The organism is Ureibacillus xyleni, assembly GCF_900217795.1.
Classification (GTDB): Bacteria; Bacillota; Bacilli; order Bacillales_A; family Planococcaceae; genus Ureibacillus; species Ureibacillus xyleni.
Genome location: NZ_OBMQ01000001.1, coordinates 335,693 through 361,242, shown reverse-complemented (window position 1 = coordinate 361,242; position 25,550 = coordinate 335,693). Strand labels below are relative to the sequence as shown.

Here is a 25,550-nt window from a genome sequence, read left to right as displayed (position 1 = left end):
CTACTAAGCTACTATTTCGGCTAAATTTTTAGGAATCTTCGGACAGACATAAAACTACCCCAAATTCCAATGAACATCCCTAAAACTAAAATTAATACATTAACTTGATAAAGTAGTGGTGTTAAATCGACTAATTGTAATAATTCACCTTGAAGTCTCGGTTGTACGATGTTGTAGACATTGTAGTAAACGACTGATACAACCACCATTGGAATAATTGAACCTAAAATTCCTAACCACATACCCTCAATGACAAAAGGAATGCGAACAAAGGAATTGGTTGCCCCAACGAGTTTCATAATTTCAATTTCTTCTTTACGCGCAATAATCGTAATACGAATTGTATTAGAAATTAAGAAAATAGCTGTAAATAGTAAACCTAATATAAGGACCAATCCTACATTTCGACTTGTATTTAAGAAGCTAAATAGTTTTTCGACTTTACCTTCTCCATACACAACTTGATATGTATTATCTAGTTTTTCAATTTTCTCCGCTACTTTAGCTGTTTGTTGTGGCTCTTTGGCTTTCACATACAAAACGTTACGAAGTGGGTTACTTTGTTCAAATAAGCTTAAATCATCACCAAAGTCTTCAATTAATAAATCAAGCTCTTGTTCTTTTGACGAATAAACGACTTCCTCAACACCGGATATTTTTTTTATATCAGATATTAATGTATCCTCTGCCGCTTTTGCTTTTTCTTTATCATCAATAATTTCAATTAAAACTTTTATTTCTACATCATTTTCAATGTCGTCAGCAACTTTATTCAGGTTCATCATGATAATTGTAAAAACACCAACTAACAATAATGTGACCGTTACTGCACTAATCGAAGCAAAAGTCATCCAACCATTTCGAGTTAACGACTTTAAACTTTCTCGAAAATGCCGTTGTATCGTTCTACCCCTCATAACCGTAGTCACCTCCGAATACGTCTCGGACAATCATGCCGCCTTCAATCGCAATCACTCGTTTTCGGATCGTATTTACGATTTCACGGTTATGGGTAGCCATCACAATCGTTGTACCTCGAGTATTAATTTCTTCAAAGATGTTCATAATCTCCCAAGATGTTTCTGGGTCAAGGTTTCCTGTTGGCTCATCGGCAATGACCACTTTTGGCATATTTACAATGGAACGGGCAATCGAAATTCGCTGCTGCTCCCCACCGGACAATTCACTTGGAAACATACGTACTTTATGTTTAAGACCTACGAGTTCCAATACTTCCATGACACGTTTACGAATCATTTTCGGATGTTCTTCAATTACCTCAAGTGCAAATGCGACATTTTCATACACATTTAGACGAGGAAGAAGTTTAAAATCCTGGAAAACGACTCCTAATTGCCTTCGGAGAAATGGAACTTGTCTATTTTTAAGAGTAGATAAATTTGTTCCAGCGATAATCACATCACCAGAAGTTGGTTTTTCTTCGCGATACATTAGTTTTATAAAAGTAGATTTCCCAGCACCACTGGGACCAACTACATAAACGAATTCACCCTGTTTTATGTCTACAGAAATACCGTTTGCCGCAACAACACCATTCGGATATTTCTTAACGACATTATTCATTTGGATCATCAATAAACCACCTAAGTTCTATAAAAATAGATTTTTTAACTCACCTTTCATTATAGCATTCATTCAATCTGATTTTATTACAATTTCTTTTCATTCTATCAACAGATACTGCAAACATTTACGAAAAATTCATTTTACACATGATAATGGAACTATCCTTTTTTCATAATTCTCTTTTATCATACAACGCCCTTTATTAATATTCCATAAATAGACAAAAAATCCTTCTAGGTACCCGGTACAAAAACAATTCTGAAAACTTTATACAATTTAAAAACAAAAAAGAACGAACCGTGTGATACGATTCGTTCCACCATATTATTCAGCGATATAACGTACAATAATACTTCCTGTACGGGATTCACCTGTTAACTTTAATATATTCGAATTTTCAGCAATTTTATCGAAATGTAGTGTTTTAAGTAAGAACTGATCTTCTTCAGATCGAGTGACAACATCAGCTAAACCAACATCTGCTTTACCGAAGTTTGTCGTTACTTGTCCGGCTAGGGAAAGCGATTTTGGAACATAGATTTCCACTGCACCAGCGACAGTTTGGGCTTTAATTTTTCTAGCAGTAGGAGAATGAGTCGTCACAACTACTGCACCATTTACCGATTCAGCTTCCACTTCTTCTACTTCACCATCGATGTAGATACGACCATTCACCGTTTCAGCTTCTAGGTCTTCCCCTTTACTATTTCGAAGTTCGATTGCACCATTTCCAGTTTCAATATCTGCATGTTGGAAATTGACATGATCGATTTTAACAGCCCCATTATACGTTTTTACCTTTAATAATTTTGAATGTAAATCGTTTACAGTTACTGCACCATTTAGCAAACGTAAAATCATAATATCATATTGTTTTTCTGGAACCGCAAGTCGAACATTGACATGAGACATTTTAGAAGGAACGGAAATGGTAAGCTTCCCATCGACAACTTTTACGAATTTTTCTTCAAATTCGGCAATTGTTTTTTCTTCACTATGATCTTGTAAAGTTGTTTTTACTTGAGCATCGATAAGAAATTGTTGATCTTCTGCTTTTACAACATCGACTTTCCCGTTCGGAATTTCTAACTCTAGCCCATTTATTTGCTCGGCATCAAAGGCATACGTTTTTTGAAATTGCACTTTCTCCCCAAATGGAAATTCTAAATCGATGTCCTTTAATTTGGAAAATGTTGTGTTCATTAAATTCACAACACGATGACTAAAATGGGATAAATCTTCTTTCAAATCGTTCATAAATTCATCCATTTTTTTGTTCGCTTCTTTATTGTTGAAAGATTTTCCGAATAAATCTTCAAAGCCAGTTGATTTCGAATGTGTTTCTTTAGATTCGTTGCTAGTTTGTTGCGATGCTTTTGAATCAGACTCATTCCCTAATGATAATGGGGCAATCGTTTGTGATGCTGTGGATCCTTTTTCTTTTGTTAACGCCTCAAGTAAAACAATTGCTTCTTCTGCTGTAATTGTTCCATTTTCAACTAATGATAAAATGCGTTTACGTTCATTCTCCATTAAAAAAAGCCTCCCTCAAACTTGTATACCATTATTACGCGTAAGGGAGGGCAAAAGTTTCATGAAATTTATTTATTGGACGCTTCCGCGAGTAATTGTTCCATTCGCTTTTTGTCTCGTTCTAAAATTGTTTTCAAATAGCGGCCAGTATGGGAATTTTCGTCTGCTGCCACTTCTTCTGGTGTACCAGTTGCGATAATTGTCCCACCTTTATCTCCACCTTCTGGGCCAAGATCAATAATATAATCTGCCGTTTTAATCACATCAAGATTATGCTCAATGACAAGAACAGTATCGCCATTTTCAACAAGACGCTGCAATACTTTTAGTAGTCGTGCAATATCATCTGCATGTAAACCAGTTGTTGGCTCATCCAGAATATAGAAAGATTTCCCCGATGACCTACGATGTAATTCAGAGGCAAGCTTCACGCGTTGTGCTTCCCCACCTGATAATGTTGTTGCGGGTTGTCCAAGTTTCATGTAGCCAAGTCCAACATCAACAATCGTTTGAAGTTTACGCTGAATTTTCGGTACATTTTCAAAAAATACAACAGCATCTTCAATCGTCATATCTAGTAGGTCAGCAATATTTTTTTCTTTATAGCGAACTTCTAGCGTTTCACGGTTATAACGTTTCCCATGACATACTTCACATGGTACATAAACATCTGGTAAAAAGTGCATTTCGATTCGGATGATTCCATCACCACGGCACGCTTCACAACGGCCACCCTTCGTATTAAAGCTAAAGCGTCCTTTTTTATAGCCGCGTACTTTTGCTTCATTCGTCGTTGCATATAAATCGCGAATATCATCGAACACACCTGTATAGGTTGCAGGATTTGAGCGTGGTGTACGTCCAATTGGCGATTGGTCGATATCAATCACTTTATCTAAATGCTCCATACCTGTAATTTCTTTATGAGCGCCCGGTTTTGTTCGAGCGCGATTTAACTTTTGTGCAAGGGATTTGTATAAAATCTCGTTAATGAGCGTCGACTTTCCTGAACCAGAAACCCCGGTTACCGCAATAAATTGCCCTAATGGAATATCAACTTTTACATTTTTTAGGTTATTTTCCGTTGCACCTTTAATCGTCAATTTACGTCCATCTGATTGTCTTCGTTCAAGGGGAATTGGAATAAACTGTTTCCCGCTTAAGTATTTCCCTGTGATGGATGCATCATTATTCATAACCTCTTCAGGTGTTCCTGCTGCCACAATTTCTCCACCGTGAACACCAGCACCTGGGCCAACGTCAATTAAATAATCAGCAGCCATCATCGTATCTTCATCATGCTCTACGACTATTAATGTATTTCCTAAATCTCGCATACTTTGAAGTGTTGAAATTAAACGATCATTGTCCCGCTGATGTAACCCGATTGAAGGTTCGTCTAAAATATATAAGACACCTGTTAACCGGGAGCCGATTTGAGTAGCAAGACGAATACGTTGGGCTTCACCACCGGAAAGTGTACCAGCTGATCGTGATAATGTTAAATAATCTAGCCCAACATTGAGTAAAAAGCTTAATCTTTCCGTAATTTCTCGAATGATTAATTTTGCAATTTGCATTTCTTTTTCAGTTAGCGTTAGATTTGAAAAGAATTCATACATTTCAGCAATCGAATGTTTTGTTGCCTCTCCAATATGTAATCCTTCTACTTTAACTGCTAATGTTTCAGGTTTTAATCGATATCCTTTACATGATGGACAAGGTTGTTGAGTCATATATTTTTCCATTTGCTCACGAACCCAATCAGAAGAAGAATCACGGAATCGACGTTCAATATTTCGAACAACACCTTCAAATTCAATATTTTTATCATGGATGCTGCCAAAGTCATTTTCATAATAAAAATGAATTAATTCCGGTCCCGATCCATATAAAATTTTATCCATTTGACTTTTCGGTAGTTGGGAAACTGGCACATCCATTGGTATTCCGTAATGTTCACATACCGCTCTTAAAAGCGATGGATAATATTGCGAACTAGTTGGTTCCCATGCTGAGATGGCATGCTCTTCTAACGATTTACCCCAATCTGGAATTAATAAATCAAGGTCGACTTCCTGTTTCGTGCCAAGTCCATCACAAGAAGGGCAAGCACCAAAAGGACTATTGAACGAAAACATGCGCGGTTCCAACTCACCGATAGAGAATCCGCAATGTGGGCAAGCGTGGTGTTCACTAAATAGCAGTTCCTCATGCTCCATCACATCAACAAGTACTCTCCCATCTGCAAGTCTACACGCTGTTTCTAAAGAATCAGCTAAACGTGATGCAATGCCGTCTTTAATTACAACACGATCAATGACCACCTCGATATTATGTTTTTTGTTTTTATCGATCTCAATCGAATCATCTAAATCACGCATTTCACCATCTACACGAACTCGAACAAATCCTTGTTTTTTTAAATCTTCAAGTAATTTTACATGAGATCCTTTTCGCCCAGAGACGATGGGAGCAAGTAATTGCATTTTAGTTCGTTCTGGAAATTCTAATAAACGGTCCACCATTTGTTCAATGGTTTGTGACGTTATTTCGATATCATGATTAGGACAAATCGGTTTCCCAATACGCGCAAACAATAAACGGAAATAATCGTAAATTTCCGTAACGGTTCCAACTGTTGAGCGTGGGTTTCGGCTCGTTGTTTTTTGGTCAATGGAAATGGCAGGTGATAACCCTTCAATTAAATCCACATCTGGCTTGTCCATTTGCCCTAAAAATTGTCTTGCATACGCAGATAAAGACTCGACATAGCGGCGTTGTCCTTCTGCATAAATCGTATCAAATGCTAAGGAAGACTTTCCAGAACCTGATAAACCTGTTACTACAACAAGCTTGTCCCGGGGAATCGTTACATGTATATTTTTTAAATTATTCGAACGTGCACCTTGCACTACTATTTCTGTATTTTTCAATATTGGTCACCCTTCTACCTTCAATTCAAATATCGTATCACGCAATTCGGCTGCACGTTCAAAATCAAGTGCTTTTGCTGCTTCTTTCATTTCTTGTTCTAGGGATGCAATTAATTTTTCAATTTCTGCTTTCGATAATTTTTTACCCTTCGTTACTTTTGTTACGTATGTTTCTTCCTCTTCTGCAGCTTGTGTTGCTCGAATTAAGTCTGGTATTTTCTTCTGAATTGTCTGTGGTGTTATGCCATGTTTTTCGTTATAGGCTTCTTGAATTGTTCGACGACGTTTTGTTTCATCGAGAGCCTTTTTCATTGAATCAGTAATCCGATCTGCATACATGATTACGTGCCCATTCGCATTACGAGCAGCACGTCCGATTGTTTGAATGAGTGATCGTTCCGAACGTAAAAAGCCTTCTTTATCGGCATCGAGAATAGCAACAAGGGATACTTCTGGAATATCTAATCCTTCACGCAGTAAATTAATTCCAACCAGTACATCATACGTACCTTTTCGAAGTTCACGAATGATTTCAATTCGTTCTAAAGTTTTTACTTCAGAGTGCAAGTATTCAACTTTAATACCCATTTCTTTAAAGTAATCCGTTAAATCCTCTGACATTTTCTTTGTTAGCGTGGTAACTAGCACACGTTCCTGTCTTGCTACACGGTCATTGATTTCATCGATTAAATCATCAATTTGTCCTTCAATAGGGCGCACGTCAATTGTTGGATCTAACAACCCTGTAGGACGAATAATTTGCTCTACCATTTCTGGTGTATGTTCGATTTCATATGGACCTGGTGTTGCAGAAACAAAGATTGCCTGGTGAATATGTTGTTCAAATTCTTCAAATTTTAACGGACGATTATCAAGCGCTGATGGCAAACGGAAGCCGTGCTCTACCAATACATTTTTACGTGCTTGGTCCCCATTGTACATCCCTCGAACTTGAGGTAATGTTACGTGACTTTCATCAACAACAAGTAAAAAATCTTTTGGAAAATAATCGAGTAATGTATACGGCGTAACCCCTGCTTCTCTTAACGTTAAATGTCGTGAATAGTTTTCAATTCCTGAACAAAAGCCCATTTCCCGCATCATTTCTAAATCATAATTTGTTCGCTGTTCTAGGCGTTGCGCTTCAAGTAGTTTATCTTCAGAACGGAATTTTTCCAGCTGTTCTTCTAGTTCTTTTTCGATATTTTCAATTGCCTTCAACATTTTTTCTTCTCGAGTTACGAAGTGGGATGCTGGGAAGATCGCCACATGTTCTCGGTCTCCCATAATTTCTCCTGTAAGGGCATCCACTTCTCGAATCCGATCAACTTCATCACCAAAGAACTCGACACGAACACATTTTTCATCGCGAGAAGCCGGGAAGATTTCGACAACATCTCCGCGTACTCTAAATGTACCCCGCGTAAAATTCACATCATTGCGTTCATATTGTATATCTACGAGTTTTCGTAACAGTTGATTGCGCTCAATTTCCATGCCATTACGAATAGATAATACCATTTCTCGATATTCTTCCGGATTCCCCAAGCCATATATACATGAAACGGAAGCGATAATAATGACATCTTGTCTTTCAAACAAAGCGGATGTAGCCGAGTGGCGCAACTTATCAATTTCTTCATTAATGCTAGAATCTTTTTCAATGTACGTGTCTGTCTGTGGTACATATGCTTCAGGTTGATAATAGTCGTAATAGCTGACAAAATACTCAACGGCATTGTTTGGGAAAAACTGTTTGAATTCGCTATACAGTTGTCCTGCAAGTGTTTTATTATGCGCTATTACGAGAGTTGGTTTATTAACTTCTTTAATCACATTGGATATGGTAAACGTTTTTCCAGTTCCAGTTGCTCCGAGCAAAGTTTGATGTCGCTTTCCTTCTTTCACGCCTTTTACTAGTTCCGCAATTGCAGTGGGTTGGTCGCCACTTGGTTGATAAGCGGACTGTAAATCAAAAGTTTCGGTCATTCGTCAATCGTCCTTTCACCCAATTCTTGTATATTAATTTTAGCATACAATTCGTAAAACACGAACTAAAAAGCGAACGTATATTCTAAATTTTTTATTTCTAAATGCAGAAAAGTCGCCTATTTTAAACATTGCCTTAGTAAAGCGAAACTTTACATGTTTGGCACTGTTTTAACAGGCGACTTTTAAAATATTATATTAATTTACTGTTTCTTGTGGTTCTTCCAATTCTTGTGTCTCTTGTAATTGGTTCAGTTCTGTAGTGTATGCGTAAAAGGCTTCCTTGTTTCGTTCATCTAATGCTCTATCGATGAGATCCTTCAACTGGTCAATTCTTTGTAGTCTTTGCATACTGTTTAAAAACAAGTCTAAATAAATTTCATTCAATAATCTCTCAGATTCATTTGCATGTTGATAATGTCCAACTGCTTTAAGAAAATCTGTGTATGAATAATATTTATCCATCGATATCACCCCGATTCCCTTTTTTCTATTATAAGATAACATCTACTCAATTTGCAATATATTCTGAAAAATAGATTTACTTTTTTCTTTGTAGCTTGCTCGGGGACAAATAGGTGTGTGTCTGATTTTTCTAATTTGATTCATTTTGAAATAGTGAAATTACAAGTTTACGCAATTTTCTAAATTATGTATTGAAATTGCTCGAAAACCGTACTATCATGTCTATAAATCCAGTGAAAATAAACAAAGGGGGAAATTTAAATGGGAAATGTAAATATTGCTGATTCGTATCATATTTCGTTTAACACTTATCTTATCGAACCTTTAGAACATGGAGACAAGCTTTATTCTCGAGTCTATGATAAAAGTGGAGAAATTATAGTTTCACGGAAGCCTATCTACATAATTCGAAAATCTTGTGTACTAATGGGAACTAACTATAAAACTGCGCGCACAGTTTCAAAACGGTTCTTCGGCAACGAAAAACACAAACTTCCGATTATTATTTCACATGATTATGGGATGCCTTGCGTATTCTTCCCACTTTTATCACCAGCTTCACCAAGTAACGTTTGGGTCGGACTACATGCAATTACCAACATTCGACGTATTAAAGATAGCACTGAAATTACATTAAAAGATGGACGCGAACTAATACTAAACTTTAACTATACTTCTTTCTGTTCTCAATATGTTAGTGCATCCATGTTACATAAATTCGGGACCAACCAAAGACTTATTCTAAAAAACGATTTAACCCTTTGAATAAACAATTGATGCTTTTTTCAAATAAAGTTTAAGCAATTCTTCAACATGATTTCGAAGGCGTATATTGGAATATCTTCTAATTTCCATCAACTGTTTACAATGAAATTCATATTCAGAAAATAATTCATCACGAGCTCTTTGTACAATCTTTAATTGATGTTCTCTTAAATACGCCTTCGTACTTTTCAAATCAATCTCAACGTTTCTTCTTGCTTCTTCTATTAAAAAAATGTATGGACCCTTGAACTTAAACTGCCCATTTTCTATTTGTGCATAATCTTTTTCTAATACGATTAGTAGCATCGGTAGATAAATCGCTGCTTCAAAATATGGGACAGTTTCAATGGGAATGTGCGCCATTAAAAACCCTCCTAAACAGAACATTTGTTCTTATTATCATATTACATTATTAATGAAAAAATGCAATGATGGAGGTGGGAATATTTGATTTTAAACTGAGATGGCAAAATTTAAACAAGTTTCGGGCCAACAACATTACCAAGGAATTAAAAAAGCATTTACAAGTCTTTTTATGACTTATAAATGCCTACTTTGTTATTAACCTAAACGTGAACGTAAATATGCATTAATGAAACCGTCTAAATCCCCGTCCATAACTCCTTGAACGTTACCTGTTTCAAAACTTGTACGGTGATCTTTTACCATTGAATATGGGTGGAATACATAAGAACGAATTTGTGATCCCCAGCCGATTTCTTTTTGCTCACCACGAATTGCATCCAACTCAGCTTGTTGTTTCTCAATTTCAAGTTGATATAATTTCGCTTTTAACATGTTCATCGCTTTTTCACGGTTTTTAATTTGAGAGCGTTCGGCTTGGCAGGATACTACAACCCCTGTTGGAATATGTGTAATACGGACAGCTGAGTCAGTCGTATTAATGTGCTGTCCACCTGCACCAGTTGCTCGATACGTATCAATTTTCAAATCTTCCGTACGAATGTCAATTTCAATTTCGTTATTAAATTCTGGCATAACCTCACAAGAAACGAAAGATGTATGACGACGACCTGCTGAATCGAATGGTGAAATACGAACTAAACGATGAACACCTTTTTCCGCCTTTAAATATCCATAAGCATTGTGCCCCTGAATTAGTAACGTCACCGATTTTATACCAGCTTCATCCCCCGGTAAATAATCCATCGTTTCCACTTTGAAACCATGCTGCTCTGCCCAACGAGTATACATACGCAGTAACATCGAACCCCAATCTTGTGATTCTGTCCCACCTGCACCTGGGTGAAGTTCTAAAATGGCATTATTTTTATCATAGGGCTCACTTAATAGCATTTGAAGTTCAAACGCATCCATTTTGCGTTCAAATTCCTCTAATTCATTGCCTAGTTCCTCTTGCAATTCTTCATCTGGCTCTTCTTTTAAAAGCTCCAACGTCATTTCTAAATTTTCTTGCGTTCCGACAAGCTCGTTGAATTCATTAACAATTGCTTTTAAACCATTCGCTTCATTTATAACCGTTTGAGCTCCATTCTGGTCATCCCAAAAGCCGGGCATTAACATCATTTCATCCAACTCTTGGATTCGTGCCTCTTTGTTTTCTAAGTCAAAGAGACCCCCTGAAGTCCACCAATTTTTTGGCTGTAGTTTCTAACGTATTTCTCACTTCTGCTAATTCAATCATATAAAATCCTCCGTACGATATGAAATTGAGAGAACCGTATCATTCATTGATGATTACGGTTCAGATGTCTTCTTTATTAATAGTGCGTTTCTTCCTTTTGTGGACGAAAAACAGGTTTATCCGGACAAAAACTCTCGCTGAATGGACAAAAAGTCGGGCTATGTGGACAAAACGACTTGCTGAACGGACAAAAAGTTGAGCTATCCGGACAAAACGACTTACTGAACGGTCAAAAAGTTGCGTTATCCGGACAAAACCGGGCTCATGTGAAAAACGCGGCTCTATTTGCACGAATCAACTTGTAACCGCACCAAACACGGATCCATGCGCACGAATCGGCTCGCTATCTGCACGAATCCGGCTTATGTGCACAAAACAACTCGCTATCCGCACAAAACTCGGCTCATGTGCACAAAACAACTCGCTATCCGCACAAAACTCGGCTCATGTGCACAAAACAACTGGCTATCCGCACCAAACTCGGCTCATGTGCACAAAATATCTGGCTATCCGCACAAAACTCGGCTTATGTGCACAAAACAACTCGCTATCCGCACAAAACACGGCTCATGTGCACAAAACAGTTGGCTATCCACACAAGACGCGGCTTATGTGCACCAATCAACTCGCTATCCGCACAAAACCCAGATTATGTGCACAAATCAACTCGCTATCCGCACAAGACGCGGCTTATGTGCACAAAACAACTCGCTATCCGCACAAGACGCGGCTCATGTGCACAAAACAACTCGCTATCCGCACAAAACACAGCTTATGTGCACCAATCAACTCGCTATCCGCACCAAACACGGCTCATGTGCACCAATCAATTTGCTATCCACACAAGACGCAGTTTATGTGCACCAATCAACTCGCTATCCGCACGAATAACACCCTTATCCGCACAAAACCCAGATTTATTGAGCAAATCTATGTTTTACTGCTGCGCACCATGGCAGTTTTTATATTTCTTGCCGCTACCACATGGGCATGGGTCATTACGTTTAATGTCTTCTGCTTTACGAACGGGTTGTTTTTTCTTAGGTGCAGCTTCCTCTTTTGGATTCACTGCTTGGCCTTTTGCGACTTCTTCACGCTCTAAGTTGTTGCGGATTTGAGCTTTCATTGCATATTTCGTTACGTCTTCACGAATAGATGCCACCATGTCCTCGAACATTGCGAATCCTTCTTGCTCGTACTCACGTAATGGATCTGTTTGACCATATGCACGTAGATGAATCCCTTGACGTAATTGATCCATTGCATCGATATGGTCAATCCATTTCGTATCAATCGAGCGAAGTAAAATAACTTTTTCGAATTCGCGCATACGTTCCGGTGTTAGGGCTTCTTCTTTTTCGTCGTAACGTTTTTGAACTTCCGCGTAAATAAATTGAATCATTTCTTCTGCAGATTTGCCTTCAAGATCGCTAGCTTTTACAGCGCCTTCTTCTAACAAATTAGCTTGAATATAATCTTCAAGAGCTTTTAACTTCCACTCTTTTTGGTCGCCTTGAGTATGAACACGAACGATATTTTCAATCGATTCTTGAATCATATTTTCCACAAGAGCACGCATATTTTCAGTTTCTAATACATCGCGACGTTCTTTATAAATAACCTCACGTTGTTGGCGAAGTACATCGTCGTATTGTAGTAATCGTTTACGCGCATCAAAGTTGTTCCCCTCAACACGTTTTTGAGCAGACTCTACGGCTTTTGAAACCATACCCGATTGAATTGGTTGAGAATCGTCCATACCAAGGCGCGTCATCATCGATTTCATTTTGTCTGAACCGAAACGGCGCATTAAATCATCTTCTAAAGATAAATAGAATTGCGTTACACCAGGGTCCCCTTGACGACCAGAACGACCGCGCAGCTGATTATCGATACGGCGAGATTCGTGACGTTCTGTACCAATAACCGCTAAACCGCCAAGTTCTAAAACACCTTCACCCAGTTTGATGTCGGTACCACGACCAGCCATGTTTGTCGCAATCGTAACTGCTCCACGGTTACCCGCATTTGCAATAATTTCAGCTTCTCGTTCATGGTTTTTCGCATTTAATACATTGTGCGGAATTTTATGTTTATCTAATAACTGCGAAATGATTTCAGATGTTTCAATCGCAACCGTACCAACTAAAACCGGCTGACCGTTTTTATGACGCTCTGCAATATCCGCAGCTACCGCATTAAATTTCCCGTTCATCGTAGCGAAGATTAAATCCGGTCTGTCGTCACGCGCAATCGGTCTGTTTGTAGGAATTACGACAACTTGCATATTATAAATGTTACGGAACTCTTCTTCTTCCGTTTTTGCCGTACCTGTCATCCCTGAAAGTTTTTCGTACATACGGAAATAGTTTTGGAACGTAATAGTCGCCATTGTCATGGACTCGTTTTGGATTTCTACAGCTTCTTTTGCTTCAATTGCTTGGTGCAATCCATCCGAATAGCGACGACCTTTCATTAAACGTCCTGTAAAGCCATCAACAATGATGATTTCGCCATCTTGAACGACATAATCTACATCGCGATGCATGGACACGTGAGCTTTTAATGATTGGTTGATGGCATGTAATAGACGAACGTGAGAAAGATCAAATAGGTTATCAATGCCGAATGCTTTCTCCGCTTTTCCAATACCATTTTCAGTTAATGTAACACCTTTAGTTGTTTCATCATACGTGTAGTCTTCATCTGCTTTTAACATACGAACAAACATGTTGGATTGAACATATAATTTTGCCGTTTTACCAGCTTGACCTGAGATAATTAACGGCGTACGTGCTTCGTCAATTAAAATCGAATCCACTTCATCGATTACGGCATAATGAAGAGGGCGTTGAACACGTTCTTCTTTGTAAAGAACCATGTTATCGCGCAAATAGTCAAAGCCTAGTTCGTTGTTTGTGCTGTAAGTAATGTCAGCAGCGTAGGCTTCACGTTTTTCTTCTTTTGATAAGCTGTTTAAATTTAAGCCAACAGAAAGGCCAAGGAAATTATAAAGCTGTCCCATTTCAGAAGCATCACGGCTAGCAAGGTATTCGTTGACCGTTACAACATGCACCCCTTTACCAGTTAGGGCATTTAAGTAAACGGACATTGTCGCAGTTAACGTTTTCCCTTCCCCTGTTTTCATCTCCGCAATGTTTCCTTCATTTAACGTTGCAGCACCCATAATTTGAACACGGAACGGATACATTCCTAGTACGCGGCGTGAAGCTTCACGACAAACAGCAAACGCTTCAGGAAGTAATTGTTCAAGAGTTTCCCCATTTTGATAACGTTCTTTAAATTCAACGGTTTTCTCTTTTAAACTTTCATCACTAAGTTGTTCCATTTGAGATGCATATGCTTCAACTTGGTCTGCAATTTTATTTAATTTTTTCAGTTCTTTTTTATTTGGATCAAAAATTTTATTTAAAATGTTCGCCATGAATATTTTCACTTCCCATTTAGTATCAAGTTTCATTTTATCACTACCTATATATAGGTGCAAATGACCTTCTCTTTTTTTAAATTAAGCGGAGGTAAATTTTCAGAATTGTTCGCGTACCCGGTACACACAAAATTCTGAATTGTTTGAGTACCGGGTACGTTAGGAAGTATAGTACAATTAGAAAGTAATAAATCATTTTAAGAGGAGAGATGGATGGTATGGCAATTGAAGTGTATTTGATTTTTGATGGAAACTGTCGTGAAGCGGTAGAATTTTATGCAGATGTATTTAAAACAGAAGCACCACAAATTATGACGTTTGGTGATGGACCAGAAAATCCGGACTTCCCAATCCCAGAGGAAGCAAAAAGTTTAGTAATGCATACAAATATTAATGTTGCAGGTAGCAGATTAATGTTTTCAGACAATTGGCCAGGCTCTCCATATGTAGTAGGAAACAACATTAGTGTCACAGTTGTAAGTGATGATGAGGCATTTATTCGCTCAAGCTTCGAAGGATTAAAAGAAGGCGGCAAAGTAAGCATGGAACTTCAAGAAACGTTTTGGAGCAAATGCTATGGCGCCGTGAAGGACAAGTTCGGTGTGGAATGGCAAGTGAGTTTGGATAGTGGCGAACTGTTCTAAAAAGCAAAACCCTAACAAGCACAGTTAGGGTTTTTATCATCTATAAAACTTTTACAGCTTCTTCTCCATAAAGTTTAAATGCACGATGGTCAATCATGCCCGCAACCTTTTCAAATGGAATGGAACGACGAATACCTGCCGTCACAAATTTTTTCGCTTGAATAACAGATTCCTTCATCGACAACCCATTCGCAAGCCCCGCTGTAATTGCCGCAGAATAAGAACACCCTGCACCATTCGTATGAACTGTTTCTATTCGAGGTGCTTCGAGTAACGTCATTGTGTTTCCATCATACAAAACATCAATCGCAGCATCTTGTAATCGACCACCTTTAACGAGAATATACTCCGGATCCAATTCAAATAAAGCTCTCGCTGCTTCTTGTAAATGGGCTAACGAACTTATCTCAGCCCCTCCTAATAGAAATGACGCTTCAGGCATATTTGGTGTAATAATCTTCGCCTGAGGAATGAGTGTCGTTTTTAACGTATCCATGGCATCAAAATCGAGTAACGCTGACCCCGCCTTCCCAAACATAACAGGATCCACCACAATATTTTGAATAGCAGTTGATTGAAGCCAGTCCGCTACAAACCCAATAATTTCCTTTGAAAAGAGCATACCCGTTTTTAAAGCTTCAATATCACCCTGCTCATAAATTGTTGAGAGTTGCGCTTCGATTACGTCTAGTGGCTGAATGAAGATCCCCTGTTTCGTTTCGGGATGAGCTGCCACAAATGCCGTAATTGCCGACATGCCGAAAACGCCAAGCTCCTGAAATGTTTTTAAATCTGCTTGTATTCCCGCACCACCCCTGGCAGCAGAGCCAGCGATGGTACATGCTTTTGATATGGTCATAATGAAAACTCCTTCTAATTTCGACTATTGGCTATCGCAGAACCAATCATATACGATAACATATGCCCTACGTAGATAGCAGTGATAAGCCAAAACGCAATCATAGAATGGAAAACAACGAGCGATAAAAACCACGTCACAAAAATTACACCAAGTGAACCCATCCAACTATAAGAACGAGCAAGATGGTCATTATACACGAAACGCTCATCAAATTGCTTCTTCTTTTTCATCATGCGGCGCGGAATGTAAAAAGCACCCACAATAATTGAAGCCAAAACCATCCAAAACAGAACAGCAATAATCGGATTATCCATTTTCATTTCCCTCCTCAAAAATAAATACATCTTCAATTCGACACATAAACACACGAGAAATTTTATACGCCAAAATGAGCGACGGATTGTACCTACCTTTTTCTAAAGAAATAATCGTTTGCCTCGAGACTTCAAGTTTTTCCGCCAGTTCATCTTGAGTCAAATCATACACGAGCCGTAAATCTTTAATGCGGTTTCGCAACTCATTCACCTCAAATGTAAAGTTAACTTTACGTAAAGGATACTTTACATCCATCTGAATGTCAAGCACACTTTACATTTGTACCCGGTACGAAAACCTATTCATATACTAATGTAAATCGCGAAGGAAGAAGGTTGGAAATGGAGAAAGAAACCTCAAAACTGACCTCTTATACATTATTAATACTGCTTATAGTCATTTGGGGAGTGAGTTGGCCCATATACAAAAACGGTGTAAACTTTATGCCCCCTCTGTTGTTTGCCGGAGTGCGTGCCTTTTTAGGAGGACTTATCTTACTCCTCATCGCATGGAAAAACCGCCACATCTTACAGTTTAAAAGAAATTGGGTTTATTATATAATTTCAGCGATTTTGAATATCGTGTTATATTTAGGCATCCAAACGATTGGTCTTATTTATTTGCCGGGTGGACTTTTTTCTGTACTCGTCTATTTTCAACCAGTGATGCTTGGCCTGTTAGCTTGGTGGTGGCTTGGCGAACCGATGACGATTTGGCGAATCTCCGGGTTAGTTATTGGTTTTGCTGGTATTGTGCTTGTGAGTATAGACGGACTTATGATTCACTTATCGGCAATCGGAGTCATTTTAGCCCTTGGAACTGCACTAAGCTGGGCAATTGGCGTTGTCTATGTAAAGAAAAACCGTCACAATGTGGATCCTTATTGGATGGTCGTCATGCAACTTGTGATTGGTGGAGCAGTATTATTAACAGGTGGGTTCGTGACGGAAGAAATGAGTGCCATCATATGGAATAAAGGGTTAATCTTTAGTTTAATATGGGGAACAACGGCTGGAATGGCGGCTGCGCAAGTGATTTATTATAAGTTGATGAATGAAGGAGAAGCAAGTAAAGTCGGAGCATTTACATTTTTAGTACCGATTCTTGCCGTTTTCGTGAGCGCAGTATTTTTGGATGAACAGATTACGGTTAATTTATTTATTGGAATGTTATTAGTGGGGGTTAGCATTTATTTAGTAACCGTAAACAAAACCCCAAACGTCTAAAGTACATTTGGGGCACTTTCCTCATGCTTTCGGTTTACCATTCCACGAAAAATTTGTCCAAATCCGTAACAAAACTTCTAGTGGGCCACGCTTGAATTTCTTTAAATACAGTGAGCTTAAAACACATTGTAAACAAAATATAACAAGCCCAAGTAAAACACCCATTGCAACACCAAGCTGTCCGAACAATCCTAATCCATAACCGTAAAATACAAAAGTACAGATAACTGTTTGCAAAATATAGTTTGATAGAGATAACTGCCCTACATTTTCAAAAATGGAACGAATCCGAACGAGTATCTTAGTATTATAGAGTAATGCAAAAAGACTAATGTACCCGATTGACAATAAAATCGATCCGCCCAATGAGAAAATTCCAGCCCAATCATTTTTCATCAATCCAACTGTTTTACAGATAAGCCCAATAGGTACAAAAACAGAACCTCTAACATACCACTTTCGTTCAGTTTTCATCTTTTCAAAAGCACCTAATTTGGCAACTCCCATCCCGAACAAAAACATGGGGATATAAATAAAAGGGGCAATGATGAGTAGAATCGTAATAAAAATAGGATCTTCAAACCCTGGAGGCATAATAGAATTACGGAATTCATAAATCTCCCCGTAACTGCCATTTGCGTATGTATTAGCGGCCAACTCGTTATATTCCTTCATTTCCTGTTCTTCTTGGTTTGTCATGTCTAGTTGTCCATACCCTAAGCCGAGTGTCAAAAGAAATATGACAATCGCCCAAATGAAAAGGGTTTTCGGTTTGCGATTAATAAAAGGGAATAAGACAATCATGATGCTTCCATAAAATAATAAAATATCCCCGTCCCATAAATAGGTAGCATGTAAAAATCCAAGCATGATTAATCCGATACTTCGGCGTACAATCGACCAGCGACTTTTTCTACCCCTTTTTCGAATAGAATCTACTAGTTGGATGAAAGAATAGCCAAACACAAATGTAAAAATTGGCATGGAAGAACCTTCAGCAGCAATTTTGACAAACTTGTATGCCCCGTCATCCCAAAAGGAAGTGGTTTCAATATAATCTTTTCCAAACATCCCATATTGAAAGATGAGCAAATTCGCAAGCAAAATGCCGAGCAAACTAAATCCCCTTAAGCCGTCAATAAATGGTATTCTTTTTGATTCCATATGTAACTCCTAAACATTTATTATTCCAATTTTATACTAACATAATAGTTGCATGCAAAACGGATACAGCACACTTATTTCTCTATAAATTTATTACTTCAAGATATTTTAAAAAGTTAATATATGGTAGTATTTAAGTAACTATTACCTATGAAGGAGATGATTAAATGTCAAAAGTAAGGAAAGCGGTTATTCCAGCAGCGGGTCTTGGAACTCGATTCCTCCCAGCAACAAAAGCACAGCCAAAAGAGATGTTGCCAATCGTTGATAAACCTACTATTCAATATATTGTTGAAGAGGCCGTTGCATCAGGTATTGAAGATATCATTATTATTAGTGGTCGCAACAAACGTGCAATAGAAGATCACTTTGACAAAACCTACGAACTCGAAGAACACCTAGCCAAAAAAGGTAAATGGAATGATCTAGAGGAAGTACAAAAAATATCACAATTAGCCAATATCCATTACATACGCCAAAAGGAAGCAAAAGGTTTAGGAGATGCAATATATTGTGCCCATCGTTTTATCGGGAATGAACCATTTGCAGTTTTACTTGGCGATATTATTTTGGATAGCGAAACCCCTGCCATTGCACAATTAATTGATACATATGAAGAGCAACGAACATCAGTAATTGGTGTACAGCCAGTGCCAATGGAAATTGTTCATCAGTATGGCGTAATTGACCCAAAAAGTACAATTATCGAAGGGCAACCAATTGAGGTCAAAAGATTTGTAGAAAAGCCAAGTGCACATGAGGCACCTTCCAATTTATCAATTATGGGGCGCTATATATTAACACCTACTATTTTTAATGCATTAAAATCAATTACTCCCGGTGCAGGTGGCGAAATTCAATTAACTGATGCTCTTGATCTACTGAACTATTCTGAAAAAATACTTGCTTACAATGTAGAAGGACAATTATACGATATTGGCAGCAAAATAGGCTACGTCCAAGCAACAATAGATTTTGCATTAAAGCGAAATGACTTAAAGAATGAATTACTACAATATATGAATACTATTTTAAATGTTGAAAAAATAACTTTTTAGGAGAAGAAGATGTTGAAATTTAGTTATCCAAACGCAATTTCACAATATACCATTCCTACTCTGCCGAACATTGATTATTATATCGATTGCCCATTAGACCAATTGATAGAGATTGAAAAAATAGCAAGCGAAATAAATACCAATGCCAATGTTCTTCTAGTCATTGGCGTTGGTGGTTCGTTTTTAGGTGCTCGTGCTGTGATTGATGCTTGCACGCCATATTTTCGAACAAATAATGGACTCCAAGTGTTATATGCAGGCAATAACATGAGTGGTACCTATCTAAAACAACTAATTACATATTTAGATACAAAAGAAGTTTACGTGAATGTTATTTCAAAATCCGGAAAAACAATGGAACCTGCATTAACGTTTCGTGTAATAAAAGAATATATAGAGCGTCGTTATAAAGACAAGTCTAGGCATAGAATTATCGTTACTACGGATCGAGAAAATGGACCTCTGAAACAAATTGCGATCAAGGAAGGATACCGTCAACTCATCATCCCAATAGACATTGGCGGAAGATACTCGGTTTTTACCCCAGCTGGACTCCTCCCCATCGCTGCAGCTGGTATTGATATACATATGTTTTTACATGGTGCAAAACATGCAAGATTGGATTTTTCCAATGACAATATACAAAACGCAGCTTTCCAATATGCCTTCACTAGATACGATTTATACAATCAAGGGTATTCAATGGAGTTATTAGCCTCATTTGAACCCCGCCTCAATAAATTACACGAATGGTGGAAACAACTATTCGGTGAAAGTGAAGGGAAGGAACATAAAGGCTTGTACCCTTCTACTGTAAATTATTCAACAGACTTACACGCCATTGGTCAATTTATCCAAGATGGTAGCCGCATTATGTTTGAAACGTTACTACATTTTAAAGAATTAGAAGAGGATATTGCTATTCCTTTTACACTAGAGGACATCGACCAGCTAAATTACTTAGGTGGAAGCTCAATGAATCAGATTAATGCAACCTCAAAAGATGGAGTCGCACTAGCACATGCATTAGGTGGTGTTCCTGTATTAAAAATTGAATTACCAAAACTTGACGCCTACAATGTTGGGTATTTAATGTTCTTTTTCATGAAAGCGTGTGTCATTAGCGCTACCCTATTGCAAGTAAATCCTTTTGATCAACCGGGTGTTGAAGCCTATAAACAAAAGATGAACGAGTTACTACAAGAAAATATCGTGACGAAAACTAATTAGCATATTGGGGAAAAATGAAAAAGAGATTAAAATGAGATTAGATTAAACGAAATGTAGGTGCAAGTATGATAGAACAATACAAAATATGGGTAGAAGCAGGTATACCTCATCATTTAGCTCTTGAACTCGTTTTAGTAGAAAGTGATGAAAAAGCAATCGAAGACCGATTTTATCAATATGTGACTTTTGGAACGGGTGGGATGCGCGGTCTACTTGGTGCAGGCACAAACAGAATCAATATTTATACAATACGACGCGTTGCAGAAGGACTTGCTCAATATATCGATGCAAATGGTGAAGATGCGAAAAAACGCGGTGTTGTTATCGCTTATGATACGCGAACATTTTCATATGAATTTGCAATTGAAACAGCACGTGTCCTTGGTGCACATAACATTACTTCTTATATATATAAAGAACCACGACCAACACCTCAACTGTCCTTTACAGTACGAGAACTAAACGCTTTTGCAGGGGTCGTTATTACTGCAAGTCACAATCCAAAAGAATATAACGGCTTTAAAGTTTATGGAGAAGATGGCGCTCAGCTAGTTCCAGATGGTGTAGCTAAAATCAATGCACAGATGAATACAATAGATGACATATTTAAAATTAACGCTCTCTCGATTGAGGAATTAGAAAAACAAGGTTTAGTGCAATGGATTTTAGAGGAACTTGATCATTTATATTTACAAAATTTATTAACGTTAAAAGAACATAGCAATGTCAATTCGCAAATTAACATCGTATACACACCTTTACATGGTTCAGGGCTACATCCTGTTGTAAACGGACTTAAACAGTTTGATTTTAACAATGTGCATGTCGTTGAACACCAAGCAATTCAAGATGGAAGTTTCCCAACAGTGCCATATCCTAACCCTGAGGAGCCAGCAGCTTTCGAATTGGCGATGAACTTAGGTAATAAAGTAGGGGCAGATTTATTACTCGCTACAGATCCAGATGCTGATCGGTTAGGTGTAGCTGTGTGGAATCGTAACAACTATGAACTTCTAACAGGAAACCAGTTAGGTGCTCTATTACTAAACTATATTTTACAAACAAAACAACAAAACGGTACATTACCTTCAAATGGTGCGATGGTAAAAACGATTGTCACTTCAGAACTAGGTACGAAAATCGCTGAACATTATGGCGTAAAAACAATTAATACATTAACAGGCTTCAAATATATCGCTGAAAAAATAGAGGAATTTGATATTTCGCATCAATACGAGTTTTTATTTGGGTATGAAGAGAGTTATGGTTATCTAATCAAAACCTTTGCCCGTGACAAAGATGCCGTGCAAGTTGCGTTAAAAGTAGCTGAAATGGCATCATATTATGCAACAAAAGGACAAACATTATTTGATGCATTAAATAGCATCTTCCAACAATTTGGCTATCATAAAGAAGCGCTTATTTCAAAGGTGTTTGAAGGAAAAGATGGACAAGAACAAATGAAAGACCTTTTAAATAAATTACGAGAGAATATTCCAACACATATTTTTGGTCTCCCAGTAGTACGAGTAGAAGATTATTTAACGAGTAAAACGACTCTTGCCGATGGATCTACGGAGACACTTCAATTACCAAAGGAAAATGTATTAAAGCTTATCTTAGAAGACAACTCTTGGATTGCCATCCGTCCTTCTGGTACTGAGCCGAAATGTAAATATTATTTCGGTGTTACGGCTGACACAGAAGAAGCAGCAATGAAACAACTAGAAAATATGATAAAAGAGTTTGTTAAATAATTTCTTGCCCCAAAGTAATTGCTTTGGGGTATTTCTATTATACAAAATACGAACATATGTTTCAATGAATTTTTCAAAAAAAGCCCCCGATTTCTCGGGAGCCCGTAGCTTAGTTTGTCTCAATTAAACCGTATTTACCATCACGGCGTTTGTAGACGATGTTCGTGTGGTTTGAATCGGCATCTGTATAAACGTAGAAATCGTGACCTAAAAGATTCATTTGAAGGATGGCCTCTTCTTGATCCATTGGTTTAAGGTCAAATTGTTTTGTACGAACAATCGTAAATTCATCTTCCTCAACTGGGCTAGGAGTAGTTCCTGCAACTTCTTGAGCAAAGTAAACGCCCACACCTTCACGTTCACGGAATTTACGGTTTACTTTTGTTTTATGTTTACGAATTTGACGTTCTAATTTATCGACAATTAAATCAATTGCAGCATACATATCATCATGACGTTCTTCTGCGCGGAGAGTGACATTTCGCATTGGGATTGTTACTTCCACTTTTGTTTGCTTGTCATTATAAACTTTTAAATTAACGTTAGCGTTCGCACTAACACCCTCGCTGAAATATCGCTCAATTTTCTCGATTTTGTTTTCAACGTATTCGCGAATCGCTGGAGTTACCTCAATGTTTTCACCACGAATGTTAAAGTTTAGCATGTAAACTCCTCCTTTAGTTCCACCTATGTAGATATATATTCGCCATAGGTTTAAAAAATCCTACCACTATAGAGAATCTTTTTCATAATTCGACATTTTCATTCAAAAAAATTTAAGATTTCTTATGTTTAGATTGTAAAACCTCTTTTTTGCGGCGTTGTTTCATTTCCCCAATGATGAGCTCGTCTATATCTTCTTGGGCTGCGAGGACAACACCACATTGGAAACCAGAGCCTAGTGGTTTACTCCACATAACATCCCCTAAAGCACGAATCGTTGTCACGTCAAGCACAAACTGAACTTCAACTTGCAAAGTAGTATCTCTTAAGTACTCCCCGATTTCCGGTCCACAAAACAGTTTCATGCCCCGCGGACTAATATCCAAAATTTTCCCATTATATTTTTCCAAATTAATGCGTTTACTGTTTATGTAAATCTCGTATTTCGCTTCAATAGGCTCATTGAAGACAAAACGAAAACCTTCTTTCCTTTTAAAGTTCATATTGTTTCCCCCTAAAACAATGGATAAAAGGAAGCAAAGTAACATGATATTGTTATTTTGCTTTTCAAAACATTTATACCATGACTTTTATTGATTGAACAGTAATATTTGTAATAATTGCCAAATTAGACAAAGTTAATTTTTGCACATGAAAAAAGACTCCATTTGAATAGGAGCCTTCCTTCGAATATATTAATTCACTGTGTCCAAAGCTAAATTATGAATTATCCTTTTCGCAAAAACTTCCTTTTTTCGACGAAGTTTTAATTCATTCGTAATCAGTTCATCAATGTCTTTTTGAACAGAAAAATTAAGACCACATTGATAAGCCCTGCCAAAAGGTCGACTCCAAACCACATCACCTATTGCACGGATATGCGCAACATCAAGGAGAAAATGAACTTTAATCTGTAAGGTGCTATGCTTTAAATAACTCCCAATCTCCGGTCCACAAAAGATTTTCATACCACGAGGACTAATATCCAATATTTTTGTATGATATGTTTCCATACTAGCCAATTGCCCATTTATGTAGATTTCATAGTCTGCTTCAAGTGGTGGATCAAAAGTAAAACGAAAACCTTCTTTTCTTTTAAAGTTCATAGTATTTCCCCCAAACGTTTACGATATATTGTTTAAAAATTAAAATACTACTTTCTATTATTTAAACATTTATCGTTATTTTGGCAAAGTGTATTATTCATTATTTTACATTAATTGTAAAGTTAGTAATTATTAACTAAAACAATAGTTTGCGGGGGATTTATAGACTATTTTCTACCGTGACTAAAGACACAATCAGTTACCTTCTTAATTAAAATGTAAAAAACCTCCCATCGGTAATTGTCCACCAATGAGAGGAATCTTTTAAACTTGTTGTGTATTACTAAATTGTTGTTGTCGAGTAATTTGGATAACTTGTTTCCACGTGTCGCGGAATTCAGTTGTAAGTTCCATCACTTCATCAATGATAGCTATGTCATTCTTAATGTTTGCTTCAACTAGACGACGGTTCATGTATTCATACAACGGTAACATTTGCTTTGAAATTTCATAGTCCATGTTTAAAGTAGACATGAGCTCATGAATAATAGCTTGAGCTTTTTGGATATTAGTATTCTTTTCTTGAATATTTTTTTCTTCAATTGCTTTTTTTGCTTTAGACAAAAATTTTAGACAACCGTTATATAACATTAACGTTAGTTCACCAGGTGAAGCTGTTGTAACACTATTTTGTTTGTACGCATTTAGTACCGAATTTTGTGCTGCCAATTAGGGCCACTCCTTTTGAGAGATACATTATATTAATATTGTATAGTAGAAAAATAGAGAAAGCGATCTATAATTTAAATGTAAGTTTTGGGTGAAAATCCTTACTTTTTCTTATCGTAATACATACCATCCATTACCTGAACAGAAGAATAAGGATTCATATACTGCTTTTCGTTTTTCTTTGAATTTTGTAAGTCTTTCATATCTTGTTTAACGGCTTCAAAAACTATTTTAAGACGTTCTCGAATTCCTTGATCTAATTTTACTAAGGTGTCATGTGTTTTATTGTTAGGGTCTATCTGGAATTCTTCTAGTCTTAACTTTTCAATAATTGTACCGCGCTCATCTAACATCTGATTTATTTCCTCAATATAACTCGAACGTTCATCACCTTTTGGGATATCGGAAAGATGTTTAAAAAGTCTGGCTGAAACTTGCAATAATTGTTGAATATTTTCCATAAACCA

24 protein-coding genes are annotated in these 25,550 nt (G+C 37.4%); 6 read left to right on the top strand and 18 right to left on the bottom strand.

Annotated features, from left to right (window positions below):
• Window positions 1-20 precede the first annotated feature (20 nt).
• The 6 genes from ftsX to CRO00_RS01590 all read right to left on the bottom strand — a co-directional run bounded on the left by ftsX (window position 21) and on the right by CRO00_RS01590 (window position 8,510).
• A complete protein-coding gene (gene ftsX, locus CRO00_RS01615; protein WP_097071896.1) occupies window positions 21-917 on the bottom strand; it encodes a permease-like cell division protein FtsX in 897 nt (298 codons plus the stop codon).
• Window positions 907-1,593 (bottom strand): cell division ATP-binding protein FtsE, encoded by a 687-nt coding sequence (gene ftsE, locus CRO00_RS01610; protein WP_097071895.1) that lies wholly within the window; start codon window positions 1,591-1,593, stop codon window positions 907-909. The genes ftsX and ftsE overlap by 11 nt, the downstream gene beginning before the upstream one ends.
• A gap of 318 nt (window positions 1,594-1,911) precedes the next feature.
• Complete coding sequence (locus tag CRO00_RS01605; RefSeq protein ID WP_097071894.1) at window positions 1,912-3,120, bottom strand: DUF4097 family beta strand repeat-containing protein; 1,209 nt, start codon at window positions 3,118-3,120, stop codon at window positions 1,912-1,914.
• Between the two features lie 68 nt (window positions 3,121-3,188).
• Window positions 3,189-6,056 (bottom strand): excinuclease ABC subunit UvrA, encoded by a 2,868-nt coding sequence (gene uvrA / locus CRO00_RS01600; RefSeq protein WP_141396936.1) that lies wholly within the window; start codon window positions 6,054-6,056, stop codon window positions 3,189-3,191.
• A gap of 6 nt (window positions 6,057-6,062) precedes the next feature.
• A complete protein-coding gene (gene uvrB, locus CRO00_RS01595) occupies window positions 6,063-8,045 on the bottom strand; it encodes an excinuclease ABC subunit UvrB (protein ID WP_097071892.1) in 1,983 nt (660 codons plus the stop codon).
• A 198-nt stretch (window positions 8,046-8,243) separates the two neighbouring features.
• Window positions 8,244-8,510, bottom strand: coding sequence for an IDEAL domain-containing protein (locus tag CRO00_RS01590; RefSeq protein WP_097071891.1), 267 nt, complete (start codon window positions 8,508-8,510; stop codon window positions 8,244-8,246).
• Between the two features lie 261 nt (window positions 8,511-8,771).
• Here CRO00_RS01590 and CRO00_RS01585 point away from each other — a divergent pair, with 261 nt between their 5' ends.
• Entirely contained in the window at window positions 8,772-9,275 is a 504-nt protein-coding gene (locus tag CRO00_RS01585; RefSeq protein WP_097071890.1) for a competence protein ComK, read from the top strand.
• Here CRO00_RS01585 and CRO00_RS01580 read toward each other — a convergent pair.
• The 3 genes from CRO00_RS01580 to secA all read right to left on the bottom strand — a co-directional run bounded on the left by CRO00_RS01580 (window position 9,264) and on the right by secA (window position 14,386).
• A complete protein-coding gene (locus CRO00_RS01580) occupies window positions 9,264-9,638 on the bottom strand; it encodes a YhjD family protein (RefSeq protein WP_097071889.1) in 375 nt (124 codons plus the stop codon). The two genes, CRO00_RS01585 and CRO00_RS01580, sit on opposite strands and share 12 nt — an antisense overlap.
• Window positions 9,639-9,836: 198 nt before the next feature.
• Window positions 9,837-10,938, bottom strand: a protein-coding gene (prfB, locus tag CRO00_RS01575; protein WP_097072353.1) for a peptide chain release factor 2 whose coding sequence is annotated in 2 segments (ribosomal slippage) — window positions 9,837-10,865 and window positions 10,867-10,938 — 1,101 coding nt in all. Because the reading frame shifts where the segments join, the coding sequence is not laid out codon by codon here.
• Window positions 10,939-11,878: 940 nt separating this feature from the next.
• Complete coding sequence (gene secA, locus CRO00_RS01570; RefSeq protein WP_097072352.1) at window positions 11,879-14,386, bottom strand: preprotein translocase subunit SecA; 2,508 nt, start codon at window positions 14,384-14,386, stop codon at window positions 11,879-11,881.
• A 221-nt stretch (window positions 14,387-14,607) separates the two neighbouring features.
• Here secA and CRO00_RS01565 point away from each other — a divergent pair, with 221 nt between their 5' ends.
• A complete protein-coding gene (locus CRO00_RS01565) occupies window positions 14,608-15,033 on the top strand; it encodes a VOC family protein (RefSeq protein WP_097072351.1) in 426 nt (141 codons plus the stop codon).
• A 40-nt stretch (window positions 15,034-15,073) separates the two neighbouring features.
• On the opposite strand, the gene thiD is transcribed toward CRO00_RS01565, so the two are convergent.
• From thiD to CRO00_RS01550, 3 genes are read right to left on the bottom strand one after another with little or no spacing between them, the layout of a single operon-like run.
• Window positions 15,074-15,892 (bottom strand): bifunctional hydroxymethylpyrimidine kinase/phosphomethylpyrimidine kinase, encoded by an 819-nt coding sequence (gene thiD / locus CRO00_RS01560; protein ID WP_097071888.1) that lies wholly within the window; start codon window positions 15,890-15,892, stop codon window positions 15,074-15,076.
• 14 nt (window positions 15,893-15,906) lie between these two features.
• A complete protein-coding gene (locus CRO00_RS01555) occupies window positions 15,907-16,209 on the bottom strand; it encodes a hypothetical protein (RefSeq protein WP_097071887.1) in 303 nt (100 codons plus the stop codon).
• Complete coding sequence (locus CRO00_RS01550; RefSeq protein WP_202615600.1) at window positions 16,202-16,465, bottom strand: helix-turn-helix transcriptional regulator; 264 nt, start codon at window positions 16,463-16,465, stop codon at window positions 16,202-16,204. The genes CRO00_RS01555 and CRO00_RS01550 overlap by 8 nt, the downstream gene beginning before the upstream one ends.
• An 86-nt stretch (window positions 16,466-16,551) precedes the next feature.
• Between CRO00_RS01550 and CRO00_RS01545 the strand changes: the two genes are divergently transcribed.
• Window positions 16,552-17,436: a DMT family transporter gene (locus tag CRO00_RS01545; protein ID WP_097071886.1), complete on the top strand. Its 885-nt coding sequence runs from the start codon at window positions 16,552-16,554 to the stop codon at window positions 17,434-17,436.
• A gap of 21 nt (window positions 17,437-17,457) precedes the next feature.
• Here the strand turns inward: CRO00_RS01545 and CRO00_RS01540 are convergent, their stop codons facing one another.
• Window positions 17,458-18,600 carry a DUF418 domain-containing protein gene (locus CRO00_RS01540; RefSeq protein ID WP_097071885.1) on the bottom strand — a complete coding sequence of 381 codons (1,143 nt, stop codon included), beginning with the start codon at window positions 18,598-18,600 and terminating at the stop codon, window positions 17,458-17,460.
• A 167-nt stretch (window positions 18,601-18,767) separates the two neighbouring features.
• Between CRO00_RS01540 and galU the strand changes: the two genes are divergently transcribed.
• The 3 genes from galU to CRO00_RS01525 all read left to right on the top strand — a co-directional run bounded on the left by galU (window position 18,768) and on the right by CRO00_RS01525 (window position 22,645).
• Entirely contained in the window at window positions 18,768-19,658 is an 891-nt protein-coding gene (gene galU, locus CRO00_RS01535; protein WP_097071884.1) for a UTP--glucose-1-phosphate uridylyltransferase GalU, read from the top strand.
• A 9-nt stretch (window positions 19,659-19,667) separates the two neighbouring features.
• Window positions 19,668-20,888, top strand: coding sequence for a glucose-6-phosphate isomerase (locus CRO00_RS01530; protein WP_097071883.1), 1,221 nt, complete (start codon window positions 19,668-19,670; stop codon window positions 20,886-20,888).
• Between the two features lie 65 nt (window positions 20,889-20,953).
• Window positions 20,954-22,645: a phospho-sugar mutase gene (locus CRO00_RS01525; protein WP_097071882.1), complete on the top strand. Its 1,692-nt coding sequence runs from the start codon at window positions 20,954-20,956 to the stop codon at window positions 22,643-22,645.
• Between the two features lie 109 nt (window positions 22,646-22,754).
• Here the strand turns inward: CRO00_RS01525 and hpf are convergent, their stop codons facing one another.
• From hpf to fliT, 5 genes are all read right to left on the bottom strand, one after another.
• Window positions 22,755-23,309, bottom strand: a complete 555-nt coding sequence (gene hpf / locus CRO00_RS01520; protein ID WP_097071881.1) for a ribosome hibernation-promoting factor, HPF/YfiA family — start codon at window positions 23,307-23,309, stop codon at window positions 22,755-22,757.
• A 112-nt stretch (window positions 23,310-23,421) separates the two neighbouring features.
• The gene (locus CRO00_RS01515) at window positions 23,422-23,811 is read right to left on the bottom strand and encodes a PilZ domain-containing protein (protein ID WP_161946594.1); all 390 of its coding nucleotides are present in this window, start codon (window positions 23,809-23,811) and stop codon (window positions 23,422-23,424) included.
• A gap of 192 nt (window positions 23,812-24,003) precedes the next feature.
• A complete protein-coding gene (locus CRO00_RS01510) occupies window positions 24,004-24,414 on the bottom strand; it encodes a PilZ domain-containing protein (RefSeq protein WP_097071879.1) in 411 nt (136 codons plus the stop codon).
• A gap of 264 nt (window positions 24,415-24,678) precedes the next feature.
• The gene (gene fliS, locus CRO00_RS01505) at window positions 24,679-25,083 is read right to left on the bottom strand and encodes a flagellar export chaperone FliS (protein WP_097071878.1); all 405 of its coding nucleotides are present in this window, start codon (window positions 25,081-25,083) and stop codon (window positions 24,679-24,681) included.
• A 101-nt stretch (window positions 25,084-25,184) separates the two neighbouring features.
• The gene (gene fliT, locus CRO00_RS01500; RefSeq protein WP_097071877.1) at window positions 25,185-25,544 is read right to left on the bottom strand and encodes a flagellar protein FliT; all 360 of its coding nucleotides are present in this window, start codon (window positions 25,542-25,544) and stop codon (window positions 25,185-25,187) included.
• Window positions 25,545-25,550 lie beyond the last annotated feature (6 nt).

Coding starts and splice junctions, on each gene's coding strand:
- ftsX (WP_097071896.1), bottom strand. CDS start 917: ATGAGGGGTAGAACGATACAACGGCATTTTCGAGAAAGTTTAAAGTCG.
- ftsE (WP_097071895.1), bottom strand. CDS start 1,593: ATGATCCAAATGAATAATGTCGTTAAGAAATATCCGAATGGTGTTGTT.
- CRO00_RS01605 (WP_097071894.1), bottom strand. CDS start 3,120: ATGGAGAATGAACGTAAACGCATTTTATCATTAGTTGAAAATGGAACA.
- uvrB (WP_097071892.1), bottom strand. CDS start 8,045: ATGACCGAAACTTTTGATTTACAGTCCGCTTATCAACCAAGTGGCGAC.
- CRO00_RS01590 (WP_097071891.1), bottom strand. CDS start 8,510: ATGGATAAATATTATTCATACACAGATTTTCTTAAAGCAGTTGGACAT.
- CRO00_RS01585 (WP_097071890.1), top strand. CDS start 8,772: ATGGGAAATGTAAATATTGCTGATTCGTATCATATTTCGTTTAACACT.
- CRO00_RS01580 (WP_097071889.1), bottom strand. CDS start 9,638: ATGGCGCACATTCCCATTGAAACTGTCCCATATTTTGAAGCAGCGATT.
- secA (WP_097072352.1), bottom strand. CDS start 14,386: ATGGCGAACATTTTAAATAAAATTTTTGATCCAAATAAAAAAGAACTG.
- CRO00_RS01565 (WP_097072351.1), top strand. CDS start 14,608: ATGGCAATTGAAGTGTATTTGATTTTTGATGGAAACTGTCGTGAAGCG.
- thiD (WP_097071888.1), bottom strand. CDS start 15,892: ATGACCATATCAAAAGCATGTACCATCGCTGGCTCTGCTGCCAGGGGT.
- CRO00_RS01555 (WP_097071887.1), bottom strand. CDS start 16,209: ATGGATAATCCGATTATTGCTGTTCTGTTTTGGATGGTTTTGGCTTCA.
- CRO00_RS01550 (WP_202615600.1), bottom strand. CDS start 16,465: ATGGATGTAAAGTATCCTTTACGTAAAGTTAACTTTACATTTGAGGTG.
- CRO00_RS01545 (WP_097071886.1), top strand. CDS start 16,552: ATGGAGAAAGAAACCTCAAAACTGACCTCTTATACATTATTAATACTG.
- CRO00_RS01540 (WP_097071885.1), bottom strand. CDS start 18,600: ATGGAATCAAAAAGAATACCATTTATTGACGGCTTAAGGGGATTTAGT.
- galU (WP_097071884.1), top strand. CDS start 18,768: ATGTCAAAAGTAAGGAAAGCGGTTATTCCAGCAGCGGGTCTTGGAACT.
- CRO00_RS01530 (WP_097071883.1), top strand. CDS start 19,668: ATGTTGAAATTTAGTTATCCAAACGCAATTTCACAATATACCATTCCT.
- CRO00_RS01525 (WP_097071882.1), top strand. CDS start 20,954: ATGATAGAACAATACAAAATATGGGTAGAAGCAGGTATACCTCATCAT.
- hpf (WP_097071881.1), bottom strand. CDS start 23,309: ATGCTAAACTTTAACATTCGTGGTGAAAACATTGAGGTAACTCCAGCG.
- CRO00_RS01515 (WP_161946594.1), bottom strand. CDS start 23,811: ATGAACTTTAAAAGGAAAGAAGGTTTTCGTTTTGTCTTCAATGAGCCT.
- CRO00_RS01510 (WP_097071879.1), bottom strand. CDS start 24,414: ATGAACTTTAAAAGAAAAGAAGGTTTTCGTTTTACTTTTGATCCACCA.
- fliT (WP_097071877.1), bottom strand. CDS start 25,544: ATGGAAAATATTCAACAATTATTGCAAGTTTCAGCCAGACTTTTTAAA.